This window comes from Flavobacterium sp. (assembly GCF_043779715.1).
In the GTDB taxonomy this organism is placed as follows: domain Bacteria; phylum Bacteroidota; class Bacteroidia; order Flavobacteriales; family Flavobacteriaceae; genus Flavobacterium.
On sequence record NZ_JAYWDT010000213.1, the window covers coordinates 1 to 22,261 of the forward strand.

Annotated in this window: 17 protein-coding genes; 8 read left to right on the forward strand and 9 right to left on the reverse strand. The window is 32.9% G+C overall.

The window, feature by feature from the left end; all coding sequences use genetic code 11:
* Positions 1 to 16 precede the first annotated feature (16 nt).
* The 5 genes from pafA to nhaA all read right to left on the reverse strand — a co-directional run bounded on the left by pafA (position 17) and on the right by nhaA (position 6,810).
* On the reverse strand, positions 17 to 1,660 hold the full coding sequence (pafA, locus tag ACH2BG_RS10215; RefSeq protein ID WP_395047590.1) for an alkaline phosphatase PafA: 1,644 nt from the start codon (positions 1,658 to 1,660) through the stop codon (positions 17 to 19).
* 91 nt (positions 1,661 to 1,751) lie between these two features.
* A complete protein-coding gene (locus ACH2BG_RS10220) occupies positions 1,752 to 2,690 on the reverse strand; it encodes an NAD(P)H-dependent flavin oxidoreductase (RefSeq protein ID WP_395047591.1) in 939 nt (312 codons plus the stop codon).
* 27 nt (positions 2,691 to 2,717) lie between these two features.
* Positions 2,718 to 4,352 (reverse strand): S8 family serine peptidase, encoded by a 1,635-nt coding sequence (locus ACH2BG_RS10225; protein ID WP_395047592.1) that lies wholly within the window; start codon positions 4,350 to 4,352, stop codon positions 2,718 to 2,720.
* Between the two features lie 56 nt (positions 4,353 to 4,408).
* A complete protein-coding gene (gene mnmA, locus ACH2BG_RS10230) occupies positions 4,409 to 5,596 on the reverse strand; it encodes a tRNA 2-thiouridine(34) synthase MnmA (RefSeq protein ID WP_395047593.1) in 1,188 nt (395 codons plus the stop codon).
* Between the two features lie 59 nt (positions 5,597 to 5,655).
* Positions 5,656 to 6,810 (reverse strand): Na+/H+ antiporter NhaA, encoded by a 1,155-nt coding sequence (nhaA, locus tag ACH2BG_RS10235; protein WP_395047594.1) that lies wholly within the window; start codon positions 6,808 to 6,810, stop codon positions 5,656 to 5,658.
* 122 nt (positions 6,811 to 6,932) lie between these two features.
* Between nhaA and ACH2BG_RS10240 the strand changes: the two genes are divergently transcribed.
* From ACH2BG_RS10240 to ACH2BG_RS10260, 5 genes are all read left to right on the forward strand, one after another.
* Positions 6,933 to 8,753, forward strand: coding sequence for a chloride channel protein (locus tag ACH2BG_RS10240; RefSeq protein WP_395047595.1), 1,821 nt, complete (start codon positions 6,933 to 6,935; stop codon positions 8,751 to 8,753).
* A gap of 106 nt (positions 8,754 to 8,859) precedes the next feature.
* Complete coding sequence (locus ACH2BG_RS10245; protein WP_395047619.1) at positions 8,860 to 10,479, forward strand: OstA-like protein; 1,620 nt, start codon at positions 8,860 to 8,862, stop codon at positions 10,477 to 10,479.
* 64 nt (positions 10,480 to 10,543) lie between these two features.
* Positions 10,544 to 11,731 carry an aspartate aminotransferase family protein gene (locus tag ACH2BG_RS10250; protein WP_395047596.1) on the forward strand — a complete coding sequence of 396 codons (1,188 nt, stop codon included), beginning with the start codon at positions 10,544 to 10,546 and terminating at the stop codon, positions 11,729 to 11,731.
* A 275-nt stretch (positions 11,732 to 12,006) separates the two neighbouring features.
* Complete coding sequence (locus tag ACH2BG_RS10255; RefSeq protein ID WP_395047597.1) at positions 12,007 to 13,401, forward strand: tetratricopeptide repeat protein; 1,395 nt, start codon at positions 12,007 to 12,009, stop codon at positions 13,399 to 13,401.
* Positions 13,402 to 13,410: 9 nt separating this feature from the next.
* Positions 13,411 to 14,148, forward strand: coding sequence for a shikimate dehydrogenase family protein (locus ACH2BG_RS10260; RefSeq protein WP_395047598.1), 738 nt, complete (start codon positions 13,411 to 13,413; stop codon positions 14,146 to 14,148).
* A 14-nt stretch (positions 14,149 to 14,162) separates the two neighbouring features.
* On the opposite strand, the gene rlmF is transcribed toward ACH2BG_RS10260, so the two are convergent.
* Both rlmF and ACH2BG_RS10270 read right to left on the reverse strand, forming a co-directional pair.
* Positions 14,163 to 15,107 carry a 23S rRNA (adenine(1618)-N(6))-methyltransferase RlmF gene (gene rlmF / locus ACH2BG_RS10265; RefSeq protein ID WP_395047599.1) on the reverse strand — a complete coding sequence of 315 codons (945 nt, stop codon included), beginning with the start codon at positions 15,105 to 15,107 and terminating at the stop codon, positions 14,163 to 14,165.
* Positions 15,108 to 15,185: 78 nt separating this feature from the next.
* A complete protein-coding gene (locus tag ACH2BG_RS10270; protein WP_395047600.1) occupies positions 15,186 to 15,848 on the reverse strand; it encodes a thiamine diphosphokinase in 663 nt (220 codons plus the stop codon).
* A 152-nt stretch (positions 15,849 to 16,000) separates the two neighbouring features.
* On the opposite strand from ACH2BG_RS10270, the gene ACH2BG_RS10275 reads away from it, so the two are divergent.
* From ACH2BG_RS10275 to ACH2BG_RS10285, 3 genes are all read left to right on the forward strand, one after another.
* Positions 16,001 to 17,878 carry a DUF349 domain-containing protein gene (locus ACH2BG_RS10275; RefSeq protein WP_395047601.1) on the forward strand — a complete coding sequence of 626 codons (1,878 nt, stop codon included), beginning with the start codon at positions 16,001 to 16,003 and terminating at the stop codon, positions 17,876 to 17,878.
* Positions 17,879 to 18,082: 204 nt separating this feature from the next.
* Positions 18,083 to 20,686, forward strand: a complete 2,604-nt coding sequence (gene clpB / locus ACH2BG_RS10280; protein WP_395047602.1) for an ATP-dependent chaperone ClpB — start codon at positions 18,083 to 18,085, stop codon at positions 20,684 to 20,686.
* Positions 20,687 to 20,726: 40 nt separating this feature from the next.
* On the forward strand, positions 20,727 to 21,221 hold the full coding sequence (locus ACH2BG_RS10285; RefSeq protein WP_395047603.1) for a DUF4199 domain-containing protein: 495 nt from the start codon (positions 20,727 to 20,729) through the stop codon (positions 21,219 to 21,221).
* A 36-nt stretch (positions 21,222 to 21,257) separates the two neighbouring features.
* Here ACH2BG_RS10285 and ACH2BG_RS10290 read toward each other — a convergent pair whose 3' ends face one another.
* Both ACH2BG_RS10290 and ACH2BG_RS10295 read right to left on the reverse strand, forming a co-directional pair.
* Positions 21,258 to 21,923: a hypothetical protein gene (locus tag ACH2BG_RS10290; RefSeq protein WP_395047604.1), complete on the reverse strand. Its 666-nt coding sequence runs from the start codon at positions 21,921 to 21,923 to the stop codon at positions 21,258 to 21,260.
* Positions 21,924 to 21,953: 30 nt separating this feature from the next.
* Positions 21,954 to 22,256, reverse strand: coding sequence for an antibiotic biosynthesis monooxygenase family protein (locus tag ACH2BG_RS10295; RefSeq protein WP_395047605.1), 303 nt, complete (start codon positions 22,254 to 22,256; stop codon positions 21,954 to 21,956).
* Positions 22,257 to 22,261 lie beyond the last annotated feature (5 nt).

A 22,261-nucleotide genomic window follows, 5' to 3' on the forward strand; every position in this document is an offset into this window, starting at 1 on the left:
CGCTTTTTTTTATGGTTTATTTCAAAATTTCTAAAAGTACATTACTTTGGGTTCCGTTAGGAAATGGAATTTGAATTTTTTGAGCAATTGTTGGTGCAATTTGCGTAATTTCTTTTTTCTCGTGCGTTTCTCCCTTTTTTATATTCCAACCATAAAAAATGCAAGGTACGTGCGTGTCGTAACTATAAGGAGTTCCGTGCGTTGTTCCAGTAATTCCGTAATCGATATTTCCTGTACCGTATAGTACAACTATATCGCCATTTTGTTTGGGGTCATATCCTTTGAAAATAAAATTTAAATAATAATCATTTCCTGTCGAATTTAATATTTCTTCTTCGGTATAAGCTCTTTTTACTTCTTTGTAAGTCATCAAATAGTCTTTGAAACTTTGTTTTATTCTACTTAATTCTAAACCTTTTTCTTTTATTGTTGTTTTATCAAAAAATAAATTTGCGTTAGAATAATCTAAAACTAAATTAACTCCAAAAGTATCTTCGGAGAATTTTTTTAAATCGGTCGTATAAGTATTTTCATTAATATTTTTTACATCATATTTATGATCTCTCAAATAACTGGCATTTTCGGCTCCTGCATGATCTGCGCTTAAAAACAATAGATAATTCCCTTTTCCAACGGTTAAATCTAAATTTGTAATAAAGTCAGCAATGGTTTTGTCTAATCGCAAATAAGTGTCTTGCAACTCTATAGAATGTGCGCCAAAAGTATGACCAACATAATCTGTAGAAGAAAAACTTACCGTTAAAAAATCGGTAATATTATCTTTTCCTAATGCTTCTTTTTCGATAGCTTTAATTGCAAAGTCGGCTAAAATATCATTACCATAAGGCGTACTTTTTAATATTTCAGCTCCTTTTGTATCATATATTTTTTTTAAATCATAAGGAAAAACTGGATCTTTAGTTTTATCAATTTTCCCTTCATAAGGGTTATTGTCAGAAAGACTCTCGTCATAAGTTGCTATCGGGTTTAATAAATTCCAACCTTTATTTATATAAGTCATATATTTTTTTTCTTGGTTGAATTGCGTTACCCAGTCTGGTAATTTTTCTCCATAAAAAGTACTCGATATAAATGAACCTGTACTGCTGTACCAAAATGCCCAATTAGCAAAATGTCCTCCGGGCAAAATTGCACCACGATCTTTGATACTTAAACCAATTACTTTTCCTTTAAAATTAGTTGTCATTCGCAGTTCATCAGTAATAGTAGTACTTTGCATATTTTTTGGAGACATTTCTCCTTCTTTAGCAATACCATCACCAAGCATTTTTACAGATGCATCATCGGTGCAATACATATTCTTACCTGTTGTTCTGTTAAACCATTCGTTGCTCACTATTCCGTGTACAGCAGGAGTTGTTCCTGTGTATAATGAAGCATGACCTGGAGCTGTATAAGTTGGCATATAATTGTAATGCATATTATGAAAAGTATAACCATCAGCAATTAATTTTTTGAATCCATTTTGCGAAAAATCATCAGAAAAACGATATAAATATTCCATTTTCATCTGATCTACAACAATACCAACAACTAATTTTGGTCTTTGTTGTTGTGGTTGTGTTTTCTGCGGTGCTTTTAGTTGTGCTTGAGCTATTGATGTTGTGATAATTGCAAAAAGCAATAGTAACTTTTTCATATATTTTAATTTGTTAGTACAAAAATACAGTTTAGATTTTATATTGTTCTTAAAATTGGTTAAGAAAAAAACTCGGATTCTTTAAATAACCTTATAAATTAGCGACTTCTTGTTTTGCTGTTTCAAACTCAGCAATCATATCTTCAATAATGTTTGCGGCTGGTTTTATATCATGAATGAGTCCCGCAATTTGTCCTATCTCGAGTTCACCATCAACCAAATCGCCTTCAAACATACCACGTTTGGCACGAGCACGACCTAAAAGCGTTTTTAAATCTTCTGGGGTTGGGCATTTAGTATACAATTCCTGAACATCGTTATAAAATTTATTTTTAATCAATCGAACAGGTGCTAATTCTTTCAATGTAAGTTGAGTTCCGCCTTCTTCAATTTCAATAATAGTTTTTTTGAAATTATCGTGAGAAGAACTTTCGGTAGAAGCAGCAAAACGTGAACCAACTTGTACAGCATCGGCGCCAAGAACCATCACAGCCAGCATTCCTCGACCAGTTGCTATTCCGCCAGCAGCAATAAGTGGAATCGAAATTTGTTCTTTAACCATTGGTATTAATGTTAAAGTAGTGGTTTCTTCTCTTCCGTTATGACCTCCAGCTTCAAAACCTTCGGCAACAACAGCGTCGACACCAGCTTCTTGTGCTTTTAATGCAAATTTTGAGCTACTCACTACATGAACTACTGTAATTCCTTTTTCTTTTAGAAATGAAGTCCATGTTTTTGGATTTCCTGCCGATGTGAATACAATTTTTACGCCTTCATCGACAATAATATTGATGATTTCTTCGATATTTGGATACAACATTGGTACATTGACACCAAAAGGTTTATCCGTTGCTTTTTTGCATTTCTGAATGTGTTCTCGCAAAACTTCGGGATACATAGATCCAGCACCTATTAGTCCTAAACCACCTGCATTACTTACGGCACTTGCTAATTTGTAACCAGAATTCCAAATCATTCCGCCTTGAATAATTGGATATTTTATATTGAAAAGTGATGTTATTTTGTTCATTGAAATTATTTAATCGAAGTCAGGAATTTAGTTTTTAATCAATTTTCCAAACAGAGTTTTTTCAGCGGAAGCGATATTGTAGTAATAAACGCCACTATTTATTGATTGTAAGGAAATTTTTTGAGTTTGAGCATTAATGTTTTTTTCTAAAACCAGTTGTCCTAAATTATTATAAAATTTGATAGTAGAATTCATTATACTATCTGGACTTGTAATTTCAATCTCATTATTAGCAGGATTTGGATACAAATTAAAAATAGCTAAATTTTGCTCAGTCAAAGAAAGTGCAGTATTTAAAGCAGCTTGAAAATCTGGAATTCCATAACCATAATTATTATTTTGTGTAACAATTGAAGCTGCATATCTATCAGCAGAAGCTTTTACTAATTGTACAATTTCTGCGTTAGTTTTATTTGGAAATGCCGACCAAAACGAAGTAATTGCACCCGCTAAAATTGGACTAGAAAAAGAAGTTCCGTTTGCTGTTGTAATAGTTCCAGTAGGTGTTGAAATAGAAGATGATGAGCCTCTAGCCATTAAATCTGGTTTCATTCTTCCATCACCTGTTGGGCCAATAGAGCTAAATCCAGATTTAACTTCAGTAGAAGTTACTGCACCAACTGTAACTGCAAAAGTAGCATCAGCTGGAGTTCCAACATGGGGTTCGGCATTTGCGCCTTCATTTCCTGCAGAAATTACACATATCATTCCTTTAGAAAAAGCAATATCTACTGCTCTTGAAGCGACTGATGTTTGTCCGTTCATTTTAGCATAAGTATAGCTATAGGCAGCATTATCAAATCCAAAATACCCTAAAGAAGAATTAATTACATCGACTCCTAATCTATCGGCTTCTTCTGCACCTTCAACCCAATTACTAAGTTCTAAAGGTTCTTCATTAGCAATATCTTCTGTAATAAATAAATAATAACTAGCATCAGGAGCTGTACCAACTAAATTAGTAGCATTTGCTCCCATCGTTGATAATACATTAGTTCCGTGATTGTTTCCGGTATAAAAACTAGTTGAGTTGTTTACAAAATCATAACCGCCTAATATTAGCCCTCTATTACGTAAACTCGCAAAAGGAGCAGCTGTATTTACACCTGGGAAACCAGCATCTAAAATTGCTACTACTTTACCAGCTCCTGTATAATTTTGTTGATGCAAAATATGGCAATTTAGCATTTGTACTTGATTAGCAGAATTTCCATAATCGTAGGTGATCTGAGTTTCGTTAGTATCTTGCCACTTATTAACTTTACCTATTTTATTTGAAGGCGAAGTAATTCTTCCTCCTGGATTCAACGAATGATTAGCGTACTGAATATGATCTACAAACGACAGACCTGATAATGAAGCAATATCGGTTTGCAACCCTTGAACATGAACCATATTTAACCATTTTGATTTAGCTAAAACAGTAATTCCAGTAGCAGCTGTAATTTGATCGACATACGGTTGGTGTAATGGTGCGTCTTTAATATCTAATGCAATTCCTTGTGCGGTTCTTCTGTTGAGAGAACGCTGCGTTAGTTCGGATAAAGGGTTGCTGTAAAAAACAGATGCGTTAGGTTTTGCATTAAAGTAAACCCATGCATCTTCTTGTGAAAAAGCGTTTATTGATACTGTAAAGATTAAAAAAAGTAGTAGTTTTTTCATGGTTGTGTTTTTTTTGGAGGTTCAAATATACACAAAGAAATTATACTTTTAAAATATTACGAGATAACACCCGAGCCAACTAATTCATCACCAACATGCCAAGAAACAAATTGTCCTTGTGTAATGGCAGATTGCGGTTGTTCAAATTCTACATACATACCGTTTTCAAACTGATGTAAAGTTGCTTTTTGCAATTCCTGACGGTAGCGAATGCGTGCCATAACTTGCATAGTTTGTCCTTTGGCTAAAGATAAATCTGGACGAATCCAATGTGTTTCATCTTTTGCAACAAACAATGCTTTTTTGAATAATCCTGGATGATTGTGTCCTTGTCCTGTATAAATTGTATTGGTTTCAACATCGGTCGAAATGATGAATAAAGCTTCTTTTGTTCCGCCTACATTCAATCCTTTTCGTTGTCCGATGGTGAAATAATGGGCACCTTGGTGTTTGCCAACAACCTTAGCAAATTCTGGAGTATATTCGATATTTTTTGCTTCAAAAGCTAATTTGTCTTCTATTGAATCAAAATTGATTTCTTTTGAATTATAAATTTCATTGGTTGCATCAACTTCAAAAATCAAACCATCTTTCGGTTTTAATTGTTGTTGCAAAAATTCTGGTAAACGTACTTTTCCTATAAAACACAAACCTTGAGAATCTTTCTTTTCGGCAGTAACTAATTCCATTTTAGTAGCAATTTCACGGACTTGTGGTTTTGTGAGTTCGCCAATTGGAAATAGAGATTTTGCTAATTGTTCTTGCGATAATTGACATAAAAAATAAGATTGATCTTTATTATCATCGACACCAGCCAATAGTTGATAAACAGGTTGGCCATCTACTTCAATTTCTCCTTTTCGGCAATAATGACCCGTGGCAACATAATCGGCACCAAGTGAAAGCGCAATTTTCATAAAAACATCGAACTTTATTTCGCGATTACAAAGTACATCAGGATTGGGTGTGCGTCCTTTTTTGTATTCGCTAAACATATAATCTACAATTTTCTCTTGATATTGTTCGCTTAAATCGACGGTTTGAAAAGGAATTCCTAATTTTTCGGCAACCAATAATGCATCGTTACTATCTTCTAACCAAGGACATTCATTAGAAATTGTAACGGAATCATCGTGCCAGTTTTTCATAAACAGACCAATAACTTCATAGCCTTGCTCTTGTAATAAATAAGCAGCAACACTCGAATCGACACCTCCAGAAAGACCTATAACAACACGTTTCATGTAATGAAAAAATTAAGAAATGCAAAGATATTATTAATTTAAAAATTAAAATCGGTTTATTAATTCTTATTTTCGATAACAGGAACTTTTAACACTAATTTTAGACTAAAATACCCAATAATTCCCGCAATTAATGAAGAAAGTAAAATGACAAATTTTGCATTGTTAATAATTGTTTCTTCATTAAAAGCCAATATAGTTATAAAAATTGACATCGTAAAACCAATACCACCTAGAAATCCTACGGCAAGAATAGATCTCCAGTTTAAATCGGATGGAAGTTTGCAAATTCCTAATGAAACTGCTAAAATACTTACAAGAAAAACACCTAATGGTTTGCCGATTACTAATCCTAAAGCAATTCCTACACTATAATTTTGGGTTAGAGTTTCTCCTATATTAGAACTTAATATGATAGCTGTGTTTGCCAATGCAAATAAAGGAAGTATAAAAAAGGCCACTGGTTTGTGCAAAAAATGTTGCAAAATATAAGAAGTCGATTTTGCATCTCCGTTTCCGAAAGGAATGGCAAAAGCGAGTAAAACTCCAGTGATTGTAGCATGAACACCGGAATGTAGCATAAAATACCACATAAAAATTCCGCCAATTAAGTATGGAATTAAGTTTCTTACTTTAAGACGGTTCAGGATTAATAAAAATCCAAAAATACTTAAGGCAATGAATAAATTACTCCATAACAATGTCTTGGTATAAAAAATAGCAATTATCAGAATCGCCCCTAAATCATCGATTACGGCTAAGGCGGTTAAAAATATTTTTAGAGATAACGGCACTCGATTTCCCAAAAGGGATAATATAGCTAGGGCAAAAGCAATATCGGTCGCCATAGGTATTCCTGCTCCGGATTGTGTTTTGGTTCCAAAATTCATCAACAAAAACAACCCTGCAGGAACAATCATGCCACCAATAGCGCCAAAAATAGGCAACATTGCATCTTTAATATTTGATAATTCTCCGTCATAAACTTCTCTTTCTAATTCTAAACCAATTAACAAAAAGAAAATGGTCATTAATCCGTCATTAATCCAATATTCTAAACTATTTCCAGCCAAATTCGTGTGCCAAAAATGCAAATAACTGTTACCAATTGGCGAGTTTGCTATAACCAATGAAAATATCGTGCAACTTATTAAAAACAAACCACTGGACTTTTCGCTTTCAAAAAACTCTCTAAATAATTTGGTGATTTTCATTTGTTTTTAATGTTTACGTAAAGATAGTTCGTTTTAAATTAAAATCGTTATTTGTGGTTTTTCATTCAAAACGAACAAAAATAAAAACTTATATTTGTAATTCTACAATTCAAAAAACAAAAATGCCCAATAGAGTTTCAGTAAATTTTCAATTATTTGTGAGAAAAATAATTCGTCGTTTTGAGAGTATCTTTTTTTTAGCAAAAGAGTTATTATCGGAAAGGAATTTTATTTATTTGTCGTGCGTTGTTACTGCGATATCTTGTGCATTTGCTGTAATTATTTTAAAAAGTTTCGCTCATAATGTATTTTTGTTGGCCAATTATTTAAACACTTTTTTAAAATTACCTTACTCAAACAGTATTTTACCCATTATAGGAATTTTGCTTACTGTCTTTGTCATTAGAAGATTTCTTGACGGAAAATTAGAAAAAGGAAGTTCACATATTTTACATTCTGTAGCAAAAAAAGGAGGAATCGTTCCTAAAAAACAAATGTATGCTCAAATTATTACAAGCTCACTAACCGTTGGTTTAGGTGGTTCGGCAGGATTAGAAAGCCCAATTGTAATTACTGGAGCGGCTTTTGGTTCTAATTTTGCACAGAAATACAAATTATCACAAAAAGATAGGATTTTACTCTTAGCTTGTGGTGTTGCAGCTGGAATTGGAGCAGCTTTCAATGCGCCTATTGCGGGTGTTTTATTTGCTATTGAAGTAGTACTAACCGATGTAAGTATTTCGGCATTTATTCCCATTATGATATCGGCAGCAACGGGTGCTTTAGTTTCTCAAATGGTATTAAGCAGAGATATATTATTAAGCTTCGAACAAGAACAAACTTTCAATTTTCACAATACACCTTATTATATTTTATTAGGAATATTAGCTGGTTTTGTTTCGGTATATCATGCGAGAAATTTTAGAAGAGTAGAACATTTTTTTAGCCGATTCAAAAATAGTCCTTACAAGAAAGCATTGTTTGGAGCGACACTTTTAGCAATTTTAATTTTCTTTTTTCCCACGCTTTTTGGAGAAGGTTACGAAAGTATTAGAACTTTATCTACAAATCATCCCGAAATCTTATTAGATAATACAATCCTCAAAAACCATAAAAATAGCGAATGGATTTTACTTGCTTTTATAGGTATTACAGTTTTGCTAAAATCGTTTGCAACAGGATTAACATTGGGAAGTGGTGGTAACGGAGGTAACTTTGCACCTTCGCTATTTGTAGGTTCTTACTTGGGTTTTTTTGTAGCAAAATCAATACATCTTTTAGGGATTTCTAATGCATTACCTATCGGGAATTTCACGATTGTGGGCATGGCCGGAATTTTGAGCGGATTGTTTCACGCACCACTTACAGCCATTTTTTTAATTGGCGAAATTACGGGTGGTTACGACCTGATGGTTCCGCTTATGATCGTATCTTCGATAAGTTTTGCAGTTTCTAAAAGGTTCGAAAAACATTCGATGGATGTAAAAAATTTAGCAGACAAAGGCGAAGTTTTTACCAGTAATAAAGACAAAAATATTTTGCAAAGTATCGATTTTCTTGCCTTGATAAAAACCGATATTAAAACAATTACAATAGAAAATTCGTTAGAAAATTTGGTCGATCATTTATCAACCTTAAATCAAGAACTTTTTCCAGTTGTTGATGAAAAAGAAAAATTAATTGGAATTGTAGATTTTAATGACATTCGAACAACCATTTTTAATACTTTTAAAGTAAAATACACTTCGGTTAATGAAATTTTAAAACAACCTATAGATGTTGTACAATACGACGATGGAGTAGAAGTAGTTATGGAAAAATTTGAAACCACAAATCAAGCGACACTTGCTGTAATTAAATACGGAAAATTCTTCGGATTTATTTCAAAAATTGACATTCTGGAAGAATATCGAGAAAAGCTAAAAGAGATGATTATTGAGTAATTATAAATAATTCTTAATAAAAACGATATTTTTCATAATTTCCTTAATTTTGACAAAAAAATAAATCCCATTGAATAAAATATATTTCCGTTTCGTTTTTATATTAATGCTTTTCAGTCAAGTAACACTTTGGTCGCAAGACGCCAAACAAATCGTTATTCAGCACTCTGATTTTCTTGATATTTCTGAAAAAGAAGTTCCTGGAGCAATTGTTCTTACTGGAAATATCGTTATTATACACGAAGGCGTTCGTATGACTTGTAACAAAGCCTATCATTTTACAAAATCTAACTTTATAAAAATCTTTGGAAATGTAAATATGGTACAAGGCGACACACTTTTTATGAATAGTAAATATGCCGAATACAACGGAAATACAAAGTTTGCTTATGCCACTGGTGATGTAGTAATGCGTGACCCAAAAATGACGTTATCTACCGATACAATTAACTTTGATAGAAAGTCTCAACAAGCTTATTATAACTCAAGAGGAACTATTCGTGATCCCGAAAATACGTTGGTAAGTAACTCTGGAAGATATTATTTGAACCAGAAAAAATTTCAATTTTTAGAGGCAGTTACGGTTACAAATCCTAGACAAACTATCAAAACAAATCATTTAGATTATTATACAAATTCAGGTCATGCTTATGTTTTTGGGCCATCAACTATCACATCGGCAACGAATACGATTTATACGACCAAAGGTTTTTATGATACTAAAAAAGACGAAGGAAAACTACAAAAAGGCTCTAAAATTACATACAAAGACCGACTCATAGAAGGTGATGATATTTATTACGACCGAAAGCTAGATTTTGCTCGAGCAAAAAATAATGTAAAAGTAACCGATACAATCAATCATTTTGTTGTAAAAGGTAATTATGCTGAGGTTTACAAGCAAAAAGATTCGATGTTTATCACAAAAAAAGCCGTTGCGATTACTTTGTTCGAAAAGGATTCCGTTTATTTTCATGCTAAAAAATTATTAGTAACTGGTAAACCAGAAAACCGAATAATTCGAGGTTCAAATAATGCTCGATTTTTCAAAAAAGACATGAGTGGCAAGTGTGATTCTATTCACTATGACCAAAAAGTAGGTTTAACACAAATGATAGGAAAACCTATACTTTGGAACGGGAAAAACCAAATGACGGGAGATGTTATGCATCTAATTTCCGATGCTAAAACCGAAAAAATAGATTCCCTAAAAGTACTAAACAATGCTTTTATTATTTCAAAAGATACTATTGGAGAAGGCTTTAATCAAGTGAAAGGGCAAAATTTATTCGGAAAATTTAAAGACAATAAATTACATGAAGTCGATGTTGTAAAAAACACCGAAGTTATCTTTTACATGCGAAACGAAAAGAACGAACTCATAGGAATAAACAAAAATGTTAGTAGTAGCATCAATATGATTTTAGAAGAAAATGATATCGAAACCATTACTTTTTTTACCAATGTAGATGGTATTATTTATCCTGAGGAAGAACTTCCAGAAAATGCCAGAAAACTAAAAGGATTCATTTGGCGTGGCGACGAACAAATTCTAACCAAAGAAGATATTTTCCCAAGAGAAGAACTTGAACTCGATGCAAAAGCTCAAAAAGAATCGAAAGAAAAATCGAAAGATATCGACATTCCTATGGAACCATCTAAAGAAACTTTAGAGTATGATAAGCAGAAAACGGAAAAGAAAGTTAGTAAAAAGAAGAAACAGTAACATTAAATGACTGTTTAATCGTTTAACCGAATAAACGAATCCACGAATAACCAAACAAACAATTTTGAATAAAGATTTTTATAAATACCAAGCGCAAACCTCACCATATCCACTAGGTATGGAAGTTTCGCATGCCATAGGTTCTTATATATACGATACAAACAACAAAAAATATTTAGATTTTGTCGCAGGAGTTTCTGCTTGCACCTTAGGACACCAACATCCGAGAGTAAAAGAAGCCATTATAAATCAGTTAGACAAATACATGCACGTCATGGTTTATGGTGAATATGCACAAGATCCAGCGGTCAAATTATGCAAGCTTTTGGCAGAAAATATGCCCGAAAAACTAAATAAAACCTATTTAGTCAATTCAGGAACCGAAGCTATTGAAGGTTCATTAAAACTAGCTAGAAGAGTTACAGGAAGAAGTCAACTCATCTCATGTCATAACGCTTATCACGGTAACACGATGGGTTCTATGAGTGTTATGGGATTCGAAGAACGCAAACAAATATTTCGTCCATTAATTCCTGATGTCGATTTTATTACTTTCAATAACGAAGCCGATATTCAAAAAATCACAACAAAAACCGCAGGAATAATTCTAGAAACCATACAAGGCGGAGCTGGATTTATTCGTCCTGAAAACGATTTTCTAAAAAAAGTTCGACAACGTTGCGACGAAGTAGGAGCGCTAATGATTCTCGACGAAATTCAACCTGGTTTTGGGCGCACAGGAAAATTATTTGGTTTCCAAAATTACGATGTCCTACCAGATGTAGTTGTTATGGGAAAAGGAATGGGCGGCGGCATGCCAGTAGGTGCATTTACAGCAAACGAAGCCCACATGGATCTATTAAGTCATGACCCAAAACTCGGACACATCACCACTTTTGGAGGTCATCCAGTAATCGCAGCAGCCTGTTTAGCAACTTTGCAAGAACTGGTCGAAACCAATATCATGCAAGAAACCTTGCAGAAAGAACAATTATTTCGTAACTTGTTACAACATAACCTCATAAAAGAGGTTCGTGGCGAAGGATTGATGCTTGCCATAATGACAGAAAGTCCCGAAATTACAAACCAAATCATTTTCAAATGTCAAGATAAAGGACTTATTTTATTTTGGTTACTCTTCGAAGGGTGCGCCATCCGCATCACGCCACCGCTAACCATTTCAAATCAAGAGATTACCGACGGTTGTGGCATAATTATTGAAGCTATGAATCAAGTAATGAGTGGTAAATAAAATAATTAATAATTTTTTGAAGCTATTTCCTGCTTTACACTTCAATCTTTTTATTTTTAAAGAAAAAATAAAAAGGATTTCCGTTTCAATCAGGGCTAGGGCTTCGGTCTAAAATTTAACATTCAGTCATCAAAATTACCATTGTTTTTTGCTATTCAAATTGATTTTTGCCATTGAAAAATGTTAATTAAATTGTTGACAACAAAAAACAAAAAAGCATACCATTCACGATATAAGTTCTATTTTTATTTTGGATAATTTTAAAACGAAACGCCATGTACTTGAGCCAAGAAGAAGACGATCAAAACTTATCCTTATCAAAATTTGAATCGATGCTAAAAACAAATAAAATTTTGTTTTTCGATTCAGAAGAATTCGAGGATATCATACTGCATTATTTAGATATAGGGAAGCCTGCTTTGGCTAAAAAAGCCCTAAAACTAGCACTCGAACAACACCCGAAATCGACAGGATTAAAGCTTGTTCAAGTCGAAATGCTTGTCTATGATGACAAGTTAGACATTGCCGAAAAAATGCTGAACGAACTATATGCCATCGAACCTACAAACGAAGAAATATACATTCAAAGAGCTAATATTTGTTCTAAAAGAGACCAACACGAAAAAGCGGTCGAATACCTAAGAATCGCTTTAAAATATACAGATGATTTGGCCGATGTGTACAATCTAATTGGTATGGAATACCTGTTTTTAGACAATCTCGAATTGGCAAAAGAGAACTTTATTTTATGTCTAGAAGAAGATCCAGAAGAACAATCTAGCTTGTATAATGTCGTTTATTGCTTCGAATTTTTGGATCAAAACCAAGAAGCGATTAACTATGTTACAAAATACATCGACACAAATCCGTACAGCGAAATCGCTTGGCATCAGCTAGGAAGATTAAATTATGGACTCAAACAATACGAAGCTTCACTTGTCGCTTTCGATTATGCGACACTTATCGATGATGAGTTTCTAGGCGCTTATATGGAAAAAGCAAAAGCACTCGAACGTCTAAAACGTTACGAAGAAGCTATCGAAAATTATAATGAAACCATCAAGCTAGACGATCCGACTTCTTATGCCTTATTGCGAATAGGAAAATGCTATGAGAAAATAGGAAATGAAATCGAAGCTATTAAGTTTTACAACCAAACTGTGCACGAAGATCCTTTATTAGACAAAGGTTGGGTTGCTATAACCGACTTTTATTTCCGTAAAAAAAACTTCCCCAAAGCATTGTATTACGTAAACAAAGCGATACAAATAGACGGTGAAAACAAATTATATTGGAAACGTTTTGCAGCCATAAACAAAGCTTTAAATCTTTTTGAAGAAGCAGAATATGGTTATAGAAAAGCAGTCGAATACGGCGATTATCAACTAGAAACTTGGTTGTTTTGGACAGATACTTTACAATTCCTGGGAGAATTTGAAGCCTGTATACAAACCTTATTGTTAGCCTGTGAGCATTTCCCAGAAGAATTTGAAATCGAATATCGTTTGGCTGGTTTATACTTTATGTTGAACGAAAACGAAAAAGGCGTTTTTCATTTAAGTAATGGTTTGCGTCAAAACTTCAAAAAAAGAAATATTATCGAAAAATTATTTCCAGTAGTTTGGGAACGAAAAATCGTGGAAGATTGTATTTTGAAATATAAAAAGTAATCTATTAGTATGAAAAAACTAGGATTACTAGGCAAAAACATCAATTATTCTTTTTCGCAAAATTATTTTGCAACTAAATTTAAGCAGGAAGGAATAACTGATGAGTTTAGTTACGAGAATTTCGATATTCAAAATATTGATGAATTTACAGCAATTCTAAAAAGCAATCCAGACTTAATAGGTTTAAACGTTACTATTCCGTACAAAGAAATAATTATTCCATTTTTAGACGAATTATCAGAAAATGTACAAGAAATTGGCGCTGTAAATACAATTAGAATCTCTCCAAACGGTAAATTATTTGGTGATAATACCGATTTTTTTGGTTTTAATAAATCTCTTGAATTGTTACTAAAACCGCATCACAAAAAAGCTTTAATTTTAGGAACTGGCGGAGCTGCAAAAGCAGTTGCTTTTGGTTTAAAAAAATTAAATATCGAAAGTGTTTTTGTATCGCGACAAGAAAAAGAAAACACGATTACTTATAATCAAATAAATGCAAAAATTTTCGATGATTATCATATTATCATCAATTGCACGCCGTTGGGAACTTTTCCAAAAACGGAGTTGTTTCCAAATATTCCGTACCAATATTTTACATCAAAACACATTGCTTTCGACTTGATTTACAATCCCGAAAAAACAGAATTTCTTAAAAAAGCAGAAAATAATGGAGCAATTATAAAAAACGGTTATGATATGTTGGTTTTTCAGGCAGAAAAAGCGTGGGAAATTTGGAATGAATAGTTGCCTAATTATTTTTAAAATTTCCAAGTTTTTTGTTGCACTTCACTCAAAAATGTCCAAGCTACGATTCGGCTAATTTTTTGACCTTGCGCCATATGGATTGTTTTTATTTCAACGGCGGAAACTTTATTTAAAGTCTTGTAAATACTAGGTAAATTTTCTTTTTTGGATACCAATGTCGTAAACCACAAAACTTGCATTGGATATTTTGCACTTTCGTAAATCATTTGAGTAATGAATCCTATTTCGCCACCATCACACCATAATTCTGCGTTTTGTCCACCAAAATTGAGTACTGGATTTTTGGTTCTAATATCTTGTAAATTATTTACTTTTCTTATTGATGATTTTGTAGCTTCTGCTGCCGAATTATGAAACGGCGGATTACAAATCGTAAAGGCAAATTTATCTTCTGGCAGAATAATATTTTTGAATATAAATCTAGATTCTACTTGTTGTTGTAAACTTACGGCATCAATTAATTTTGGATTGTTTTCGATGATTTTTTTGCAATTTTGAATAGCATTTTCATCAATATCAGTACCAACAAAACTCCAGTCGTAAACTGAGTTTCCTATTATTGGATAAATGCAATTGGCACCAATTCCTATATCTAAACCTATAATGTTTTCGCCTTCGGGAATTATTTCGTTGTTTGTAGATGCTAATAAATCAGCAATATAATGAACATAATCTGCTCTTCCAGGAATGGGCGGACAAAGATAATCTTGCGGAATATCCCAATTCTGAATATTATAATCAGATATTAATAAGGCATTGTTTAACGCTTTTACAGCATCTGGATTGCTAAAATCGATGGTTTGAGTTTCATACTCGTTTGTAAAAACATGCTTTTTTAATTCAGGAAAAGATGTTGTTAATATTTCAAAATCATATCCAAATTTATGCAGATTTCTGGGGTGCAGATTTATTTTTTCAGGAACTATTTTCGCTTTCATACTCTTAATTTCGGTTGCAAAGATAGTTGTAAAAAATGAAATTCAAATAAGACTAATTTTTAAAGGCTTTTTTATAGTTTAATCTAGACATTCCATCATAAGTAAATCGCCTTCTCGGTGTTCGATTATTACAATTCCGTCTTCAATGACATGATTGCTACTTCCAGTTCTGTAGCCGATTGTTAAGGTATCATTATCTAACGGATAAAATAAATTTTTAGAATTAATTCCAGAAACTATTCCTATTGGGATTAGTGAAATTGGCGTGTTTGAAGTATACCATTTTTCGAAACGATTGGGTAATAAAAAAATTTTTGAGTGATCGTCTAAAATAACAATTTTCAATAAATCTCGGTAACGAACGATATTGGTTAGGTTGGTAATAGTGTGGTCAGCTCTTTTTCCTGTTGCCCAAACAACATTTACCATTGGGATTTTTCTATCTATAAGATAATCGAATGCTTTTTCGAGATCGGTTTTATTTTGGTCTGGTGCATAAACTATTTCGAGTGGAAATTGCTTGTCTTTATAATATTCTGGATCGAAACCACGATCGAAATCTCCTAGTAAAACATCTACTTTAATTCCGAGCTCTAAAACGCGTTCTATTGCCGAATCTAAAACAATTACCAATGGTGACCATTCTAATAATTGTCCTAACAATTCCGAACTGCAAGCTGCACCGTTTGCAATGATTAATGCGGGTTCTTGGTCGTCGCGAACGATATGGTGTGATGACATTTAATTTGTTATTTGCTGTAAATGTATGAAAAAGCTAAAAATTACTAGCCGAAATTATGGCACTTAATTTTTTATTTTAAATAAAATTTACTTTCTGTTTTCATACGTTTTTAGTACCTTCGGCGTTATAATAACTGTAAATATTCTGCACCATGCAAGAAGAGCAACACGATAACCTACCTGAGGTAGATGGAAATGAAGTATTAGAAGTTCAAAATGAAACTCAAAATACTGTAGATAAAGCGATTGAAACAATCGAAAATCTAAATGCGGAAGTTAGCGAAGACGCTACTGTTGGTGAAAGTCACGACATTCCAATGCTGAATTACGATGCAATGGATATGGAAAATCTAGTTCTCGAGCTAGAAAATCTTGTAGTTTCAGACAAAATTATGGCTGTAAAAAACCATATTGAAGAAATAAAATCAGTTTTCTTATCAAAATATAATCATTTTATCGAAGAAAAAAAGGAAGAATTCATTCATGAAAACCCAGATGCAACAGAAGAATTTGAGTATCATTTTCCTTTGAAATCAAAATTCGATTCGTTATATAACAATTTCAGAAGTAAGAAAAACACACATTTTAAGAGTTTAGAATCTGATTTAAAATCGAATTTACAAATACGTTTGGCATTAATCGAAGAGCTAAAATCATTGATTAATCCTGGCGAAAACATAAAAGACAATCTCAAACAATTTAATGATTTAAGAGAACGTTGGAAAACTGCAGGAGGAATTCCTAAAGACAAATACAACCATGTTTGGAACAATTTTCATTTTCATGTTGAGAATTTTTATGATTATTTACATTTAGATCGCGAAGCTCGTGATATAGACTTCAAACACAATCTCGAAGCAAAACTCAAAATAATTGCTCGTGCGCAAGAACTTGTAAATGAAGCCGATGTGATGAAAGCTTTTAGAGAATTGCAATCATTACACAAAATCTGGAAAGAAGATATTGGCCCTGTTTCGAGAGAGAATCGTGAGGAAGTTTGGGTAGTCTTTAGTGATTTAACTAAACAAATGCACGACAAACGAGAACTTATTTTCGCTCAACAAAGAGGTTCGGAAGTTGAAAATTTAGCTAAGAAAAGAGAAATAATTTCCGCTATCGAAGTTATTACTACCGAAAAAATTACCGTTCACTCTGGCTGGCAAGGTCAAGTTGAAAAAATAGAAGCTTTGCGTTCTAGTTTTTTCAGCGCAGGAAAAGTTCCTACTGAAGTAAATGAACAAACTTGGAGCGATTTTAAAACTGCGGTACGTAATTTTAATGTGCATAAAAATTCGTTTTATAAAGACATAAAAAAAGACCAAAACACGAATCTTGAAAAGAAAAATGCATTGGTAGCTCGTGCTAAAGAATTGCAGGAAAGTACCGATTTTAATGTTTCGACTCCAATTATGAAAAAAATTCAGGAGGAATGGAAACAGATTGGTCATGTCCCAAAAAAGTATTCAGATTCGGTTTGGAAGGAGTTTAAAGAAGCTTGCAATCATTATTTTGACAGATTACATGCCGAAAAAAATGAAAATGAAGAAGTAGAAGTCGCTGCTTTCGAAAAGAAAAAAGAATACTTAGAAACACTAAAATCATTTGAGTTAGTTGGTGATCACAAAACCGATCTTGATGCAATAAAATCTCATATTGAAGCTTGGAAAAGCATAGGAAAAGTGCCTTTTGCAAGACGTCATATTGAAGGAAAATTTAATAAAATATTAGATGTTCTTTTTGAAAAACTAAGTTTGAGCAAAAAAGATACTGATATGATGCGTTTTAGCAATAGAATGGATAGTTTATCAGAATCTAATGATACTAGAAAAATTGATAATGAGAAAATTTTCTTAATTAGAAAAGTAGAAGAAGTTCAGAACGAAATTTTCCAGTTAGAAAATAACATTCAATTTTTTGCTAAAGCTAAAAAAGACAATCCGATGGTTCTTGAAGTAATGAAAAATATAGAACGACACAAAGAAGAATTAGTTACTTGGAAAGAAAAACTAAAACAAATTCGACAAATGTAATTTGTTTACAACCACAAAAAAGCACAAAGTTCATTATGAATTTTGTGCTTTTTTTATTTTACTTATTTAGTCAGATTTCAAGTCATTTTGTCGTTATTAAATACTGATTTTCAGACGTTTTGTCTTATTTTTCGCATTGGAATAACAATTGACGATTATTTATCACATAAAAAATATTTAAGACAAACAACAAAATTAAAAAATATGAACATTAATAAATTCACAATCAAATCTCAAGAGGCCATTCAAGCGGCGCAGCAATTGGCGCAAAGTTTCGGGCAACAACAAATAGAAAACGAACACATTTTTAAAGGCATTTTTGAAGTTGATGAAAATGTTGCCCCGTTTATTCTGAAAAAACTAAATGTAAATGTTTCGTTGTTCGAACAAATTCTAGACAGTACGATTCAGAACTTTCCAAAAGTTTCTGGAGGAGAAATTATGCTTTCTAGAACAGCAAATACAACACTAAACGAAGCGGAAATCATTGCTAAAAAAATGAATGATGAATTCGTTTCTATCGAGCATTTAATGTTAGCTATTTTTGGTTCTAAAAGTAAAGTAGCACAAATTTTAAAAGATCAAGGTGTTACTGAAAAAGTATTAAAAGCAGCTATTGATGAACTCAGAAAAGGTGAAAGAGTAACTTCAGCATCTGCTGAAGAAACTTATAATTCTTTAAATAAATATGCTAAAAATTTAAATGAATTGGCTAAAAACGGGAAGCTTGATCCTGTTATTGGGCGTGATGAAGAGATTCGTCGTGTTTTACAAATTCTAACGAGAAGAACTAAAAACAATCCTATGCTTGTTGGGGAGCCCGGTGTTGGTAAAACTGCTATTGCCGAAGGTTTAGCTCACAGAATTGTAGACGGAGATGTTCCTGATAACTTGAAAGATAAAATTGTCTTTTCACTAGACATGGGTGCATTAATTGCGGGAGCAAAGTACAAAGGGGAATTTGAAGAGCGTCTAAAAGCGGTCGTAAAAGAAGTAACTGCAGCCGAAGGTGATATCGTTTTGTTTATTGATGAAATTCATACTCTTGTTGGCGCTGGTGGTGGCGAAGGTGCTATGGATGCAGCAAATATCCTGAAACCTGCTTTGGCTCGAGGTGAATTGCGTGCTATTGGTGCAACGACTTTAGACGAATACCAAAAATATTTTGAAAAAGACAAAGCACTCGAACGCCGTTTTCAGAAAATTATGGTTGAAGAACCTGATACCGAAAGCGCTATTTCTATTTTGCGTGGTATTAAAGAAAAATATGAAACACACCATAAAGTTCAGATAAAAGATGAAGCTATTATTGCCGCAGTCGAATTATCGCAACGTTATATTACCAATCGATTTTTGCCAGATAAAGCTATTGATTTAATGGACGAAGCTGCCTCTAAATTGCGAATGGAGATAAATTCTAAGCCAGAAGAGCTCGATGTTTTAGATCGAAAAATAATGCAATTGGAAATTGAAATCGAAGCCATTAAAAGAGAAAAAGACGAAAATAAACTCAAAATTTTAGGAATGGATTTGGCCAACCTCAAAGAAGATAGAAATGAGATTTATGCCAAATGGAAATCTGAAAAAGATGTGGTCGACAATATTCAAGCTATAAAAACAGAAATTGAAGATTTTAAATATGAAGCCGAACGTGCCGAACGCGATGGAGATTACGGAAAAGTAGCCGAAATTCGTTACGGAAAAATAAAAGAGGCACAAGAACGATTAGACGTTTTACAAAAACAGTTAATTGAAAATCAATCAGGAACTTCATTAATAAAAGAAGAAGTAACAAGAGAAGACATTGCCGAAGTAGTTGCCAAATGGACAGGAATTCCAGTTATGAAGATGTTGCAAGGCGAACGTGAAAAACTGTTGCATCTAGAAGATGAGTTACATAAAAGAGTTGTGGGTCAAGAAGAAGCTATAGAAGCTGTAAGTGATGCTGTGCGCAGAAGTCGTGCAGGATTGCAGGATATGAAAAAACCTGTTGGAACTTTTCTTTTCCTAGGAACAACTGGTGTAGGAAAAACCGAATTAGCAAAAGCCTTAGCTGAATATTTATTCGACGATGAAAACGCAATGACCAGAATCGACATGAGCGAATATCAAGAGCGTCACAGTGTGAGTAGGTTAGTAGGAGCGCCTCCAGGATATGTGGGTTATGACGAAGGAGGCCAACTTACAGAGGCCGTTCGTAGAAAACCATATTCAGTAATTCTATTAGATGAAATTGAAAAAGCACATCCTGATACTTTCAATATTTTATTACAAGTATTAGATGAAGGAAGGCTGACTGATAATAAAGGACGTCTTGCCGATTTCAAAAACACTATTATCATCATGACTTCTAATATGGGTAGTCAAATAATTCAGGATAAATTCGAAAATCTCAAAGGAAGTGTTGAAGCTGCAACCGAAGCTGCAAAAGTAGAAGTTTTAGGTTTATTAAAACAAACTGTTCGTCCGGAATTTATTAATCGTATTGACGAAATTGTAATGTTTACACCACTTACCAATTCTAATATTGCTCAAATTGTAGGTTTACAGCTCAAATCGGTTACTAAAATGCTAGAGCTACAAGGAATTACTATGGACGCTACTCCAGAAGCGATTAAATATTTATCTGAAAAAGGATATGATCCACAATTTGGAGCAAGACCAGTAAAAAGAGTAATCCAACGCGATGTTTTAAACCAATTGTCGAAAGAAATTTTGGCAGGAACTATAGCTACCGATAGTATTATTTTATTAGATGCTTTTGATGGAAAGTTGGTTTTTAGGAACCAGAGTGAGTTGGTAAAATAAATTTTTCATTATATTTGAGTGAATAACCAAAAACTTTTATATGAAAAACATTATCATCAAAAATGGAATTTTAGGAGGAATAGTTGTAAGTATTGTCATGTTGGGCATGACTTTTTATATGAAAGCTAATCCAGAATACGAACCAAGTATGGTTGTAGGATTTGCGAGTATGTTTTTGGCTTTTATCTTTGTAATACTTGGAATAAAACAGGAACGCGAAGCTAATAATGGTGTCATTTCTTTTGGAAAAGGATTTGTAACTGGATTGTTAATTTCGTTAGTAATTTCGACAATTTATGTAATCGTTTGGTTGATTGTTTACTACAATTTCTTTCCAGATTTTATAGATCAATACAGTGCAATGGTCTTGAAAAACACAAAACCTGAGGAACTTGCTACAAAAACTGCCGAAATGAATCAGATGAAGGAATGGTACAAAAGTCCAGTAATGATAATTTTACTGACATATATGGAAATTCTTCCAATAGGAATTTTATTTTCACTAATTGGAGCAGTAGTTTTGAAGAAAAAATAATTTATTTGAGTAGCATGCTGAAAAGTGTGCTACTCTTTATTCTTTAACCACAATAACTGTCGCTTTAAAACCTGTACCTAAATTCCACTGATTTTCTGAAATTAGTGTTGATTTTTCATCAAATATTTTGAATTCGGCAGTATTAGGACCAGAATATCCTTGATTTAGAGCTTCAAAATCTATTTTATTAATACCTTTTTCTAACTTCAAATCTAGTTGTTTAAAATCTTCACCTAAATAAATCTCGTAAATTACAATTTTATCATTGACAGAAATTCTAATTAAATCACCATCAACTAGACCAAAATCTCGATAAAATATTCCTACAACTTCAGCTTTGGTCTTAAAATCACCCAAAAACATATCTCTTCGATATAATTTCGAATCACTATTTTCTTCTCCACCTTTGGCTTTAGCACTTTTATTCATTCTATCTGCCAGCATTTTTCCAGGATTCAAATCACTCACTGGCGAGTTAAATTTGTTAGGTTTTTCTAATTGCGGAGCATCATAAATTTTAGAAGGTTTTTTAAATTTTGTGATTTCAAATGGCTTCGAGATAGAATATTGCGGAGCAGTATTTTGGTTTTTCGGAATAATCATATCAACTCTAGGGATTCCAGTAGATGGAATAGAAGAACCTTCCTGAGCAAAAGTATTTGCAGAGAAAATAATAAATACGAAGAGGTAATATAATTTCATTCTATTCGTGTATCAATAATTATTCCAGTATTATAACTCAAAACTATATTCTCTTTCTACTAACGCGATTCTTGTCGTGTATGATTTGTACCAGGAATTTATTCCTTTTTTCTGAGCTTCTAAATGGTCTGTGTTTTGTTTCCATTTTTTTATCGATTCTAAATCTCTCCAATAAGAAACTGTAATGCCAATTTCGTTACTTGCTGATTCTATGCCTAAAAAACCATCTTGTTGTTTGGCTAATGATTCCATTAGTTCTGCCATTTCGTTATAACCTTCTGCATTTTCAGTTTTTACTGAGGTGAAAATTACTGCGTAATAAGGTGGTTTCATAATTA

Bases quoted from the DNA above. Each gene is read 5' to 3' on its own strand.
- mnmA (WP_395047593.1), bottom strand. From the start codon at position 5,596: ATGAAACGTGTTGTTATAGGTCTTTCTGGAGGTGTCGATTCGAGTGTT.
- nhaA (WP_395047594.1), bottom strand. From the start codon at position 6,810: ATGAAAATCACCAAATTATTTAGAGAGTTTTTTGAAAGCGAAAAGTCC.
- ACH2BG_RS10240 (WP_395047595.1), top strand. From the start codon at position 6,933: ATGCCCAATAGAGTTTCAGTAAATTTTCAATTATTTGTGAGAAAAATA.
- ACH2BG_RS10260 (WP_395047598.1), top strand. From the start codon at position 13,411: ATGAAAAAACTAGGATTACTAGGCAAAAACATCAATTATTCTTTTTCG.
- clpB (WP_395047602.1), top strand. From the start codon at position 18,083: ATGAACATTAATAAATTCACAATCAAATCTCAAGAGGCCATTCAAGCG.
- ACH2BG_RS10270 (WP_395047600.1), bottom strand. From the start codon at position 15,848: ATGTCATCACACCATATCGTTCGCGACGACCAAGAACCCGCATTAATC.
- ACH2BG_RS10245 (WP_395047619.1), top strand. From the start codon at position 8,860: ATGCTTTTCAGTCAAGTAACACTTTGGTCGCAAGACGCCAAACAAATC.
- ACH2BG_RS10285 (WP_395047603.1), top strand. From the start codon at position 20,727: ATGAAAAACATTATCATCAAAAATGGAATTTTAGGAGGAATAGTTGTA.
- ACH2BG_RS10220 (WP_395047591.1), bottom strand. From the start codon at position 2,690: ATGAACAAAATAACATCACTTTTCAATATAAAATATCCAATTATTCAA.
- rlmF (WP_395047599.1), bottom strand. From the start codon at position 15,107: ATGAAAGCGAAAATAGTTCCTGAAAAAATAAATCTGCACCCCAGAAAT.
- ACH2BG_RS10275 (WP_395047601.1), top strand. From the start codon at position 16,001: ATGCAAGAAGAGCAACACGATAACCTACCTGAGGTAGATGGAAATGAA.
- ACH2BG_RS10255 (WP_395047597.1), top strand. From the start codon at position 12,007: ATGTACTTGAGCCAAGAAGAAGACGATCAAAACTTATCCTTATCAAAA.
- ACH2BG_RS10295 (WP_395047605.1), bottom strand. From the start codon at position 22,256: ATGAAACCACCTTATTACGCAGTAATTTTCACCTCAGTAAAAACTGAA.
- pafA (WP_395047590.1), bottom strand. From the start codon at position 1,660: ATGAAAAAGTTACTATTGCTTTTTGCAATTATCACAACATCAATAGCT.
- ACH2BG_RS10225 (WP_395047592.1), bottom strand. From the start codon at position 4,352: ATGAAAAAACTACTACTTTTTTTAATCTTTACAGTATCAATAAACGCT.
- ACH2BG_RS10290 (WP_395047604.1), bottom strand. From the start codon at position 21,923: ATGAAATTATATTACCTCTTCGTATTTATTATTTTCTCTGCAAATACT.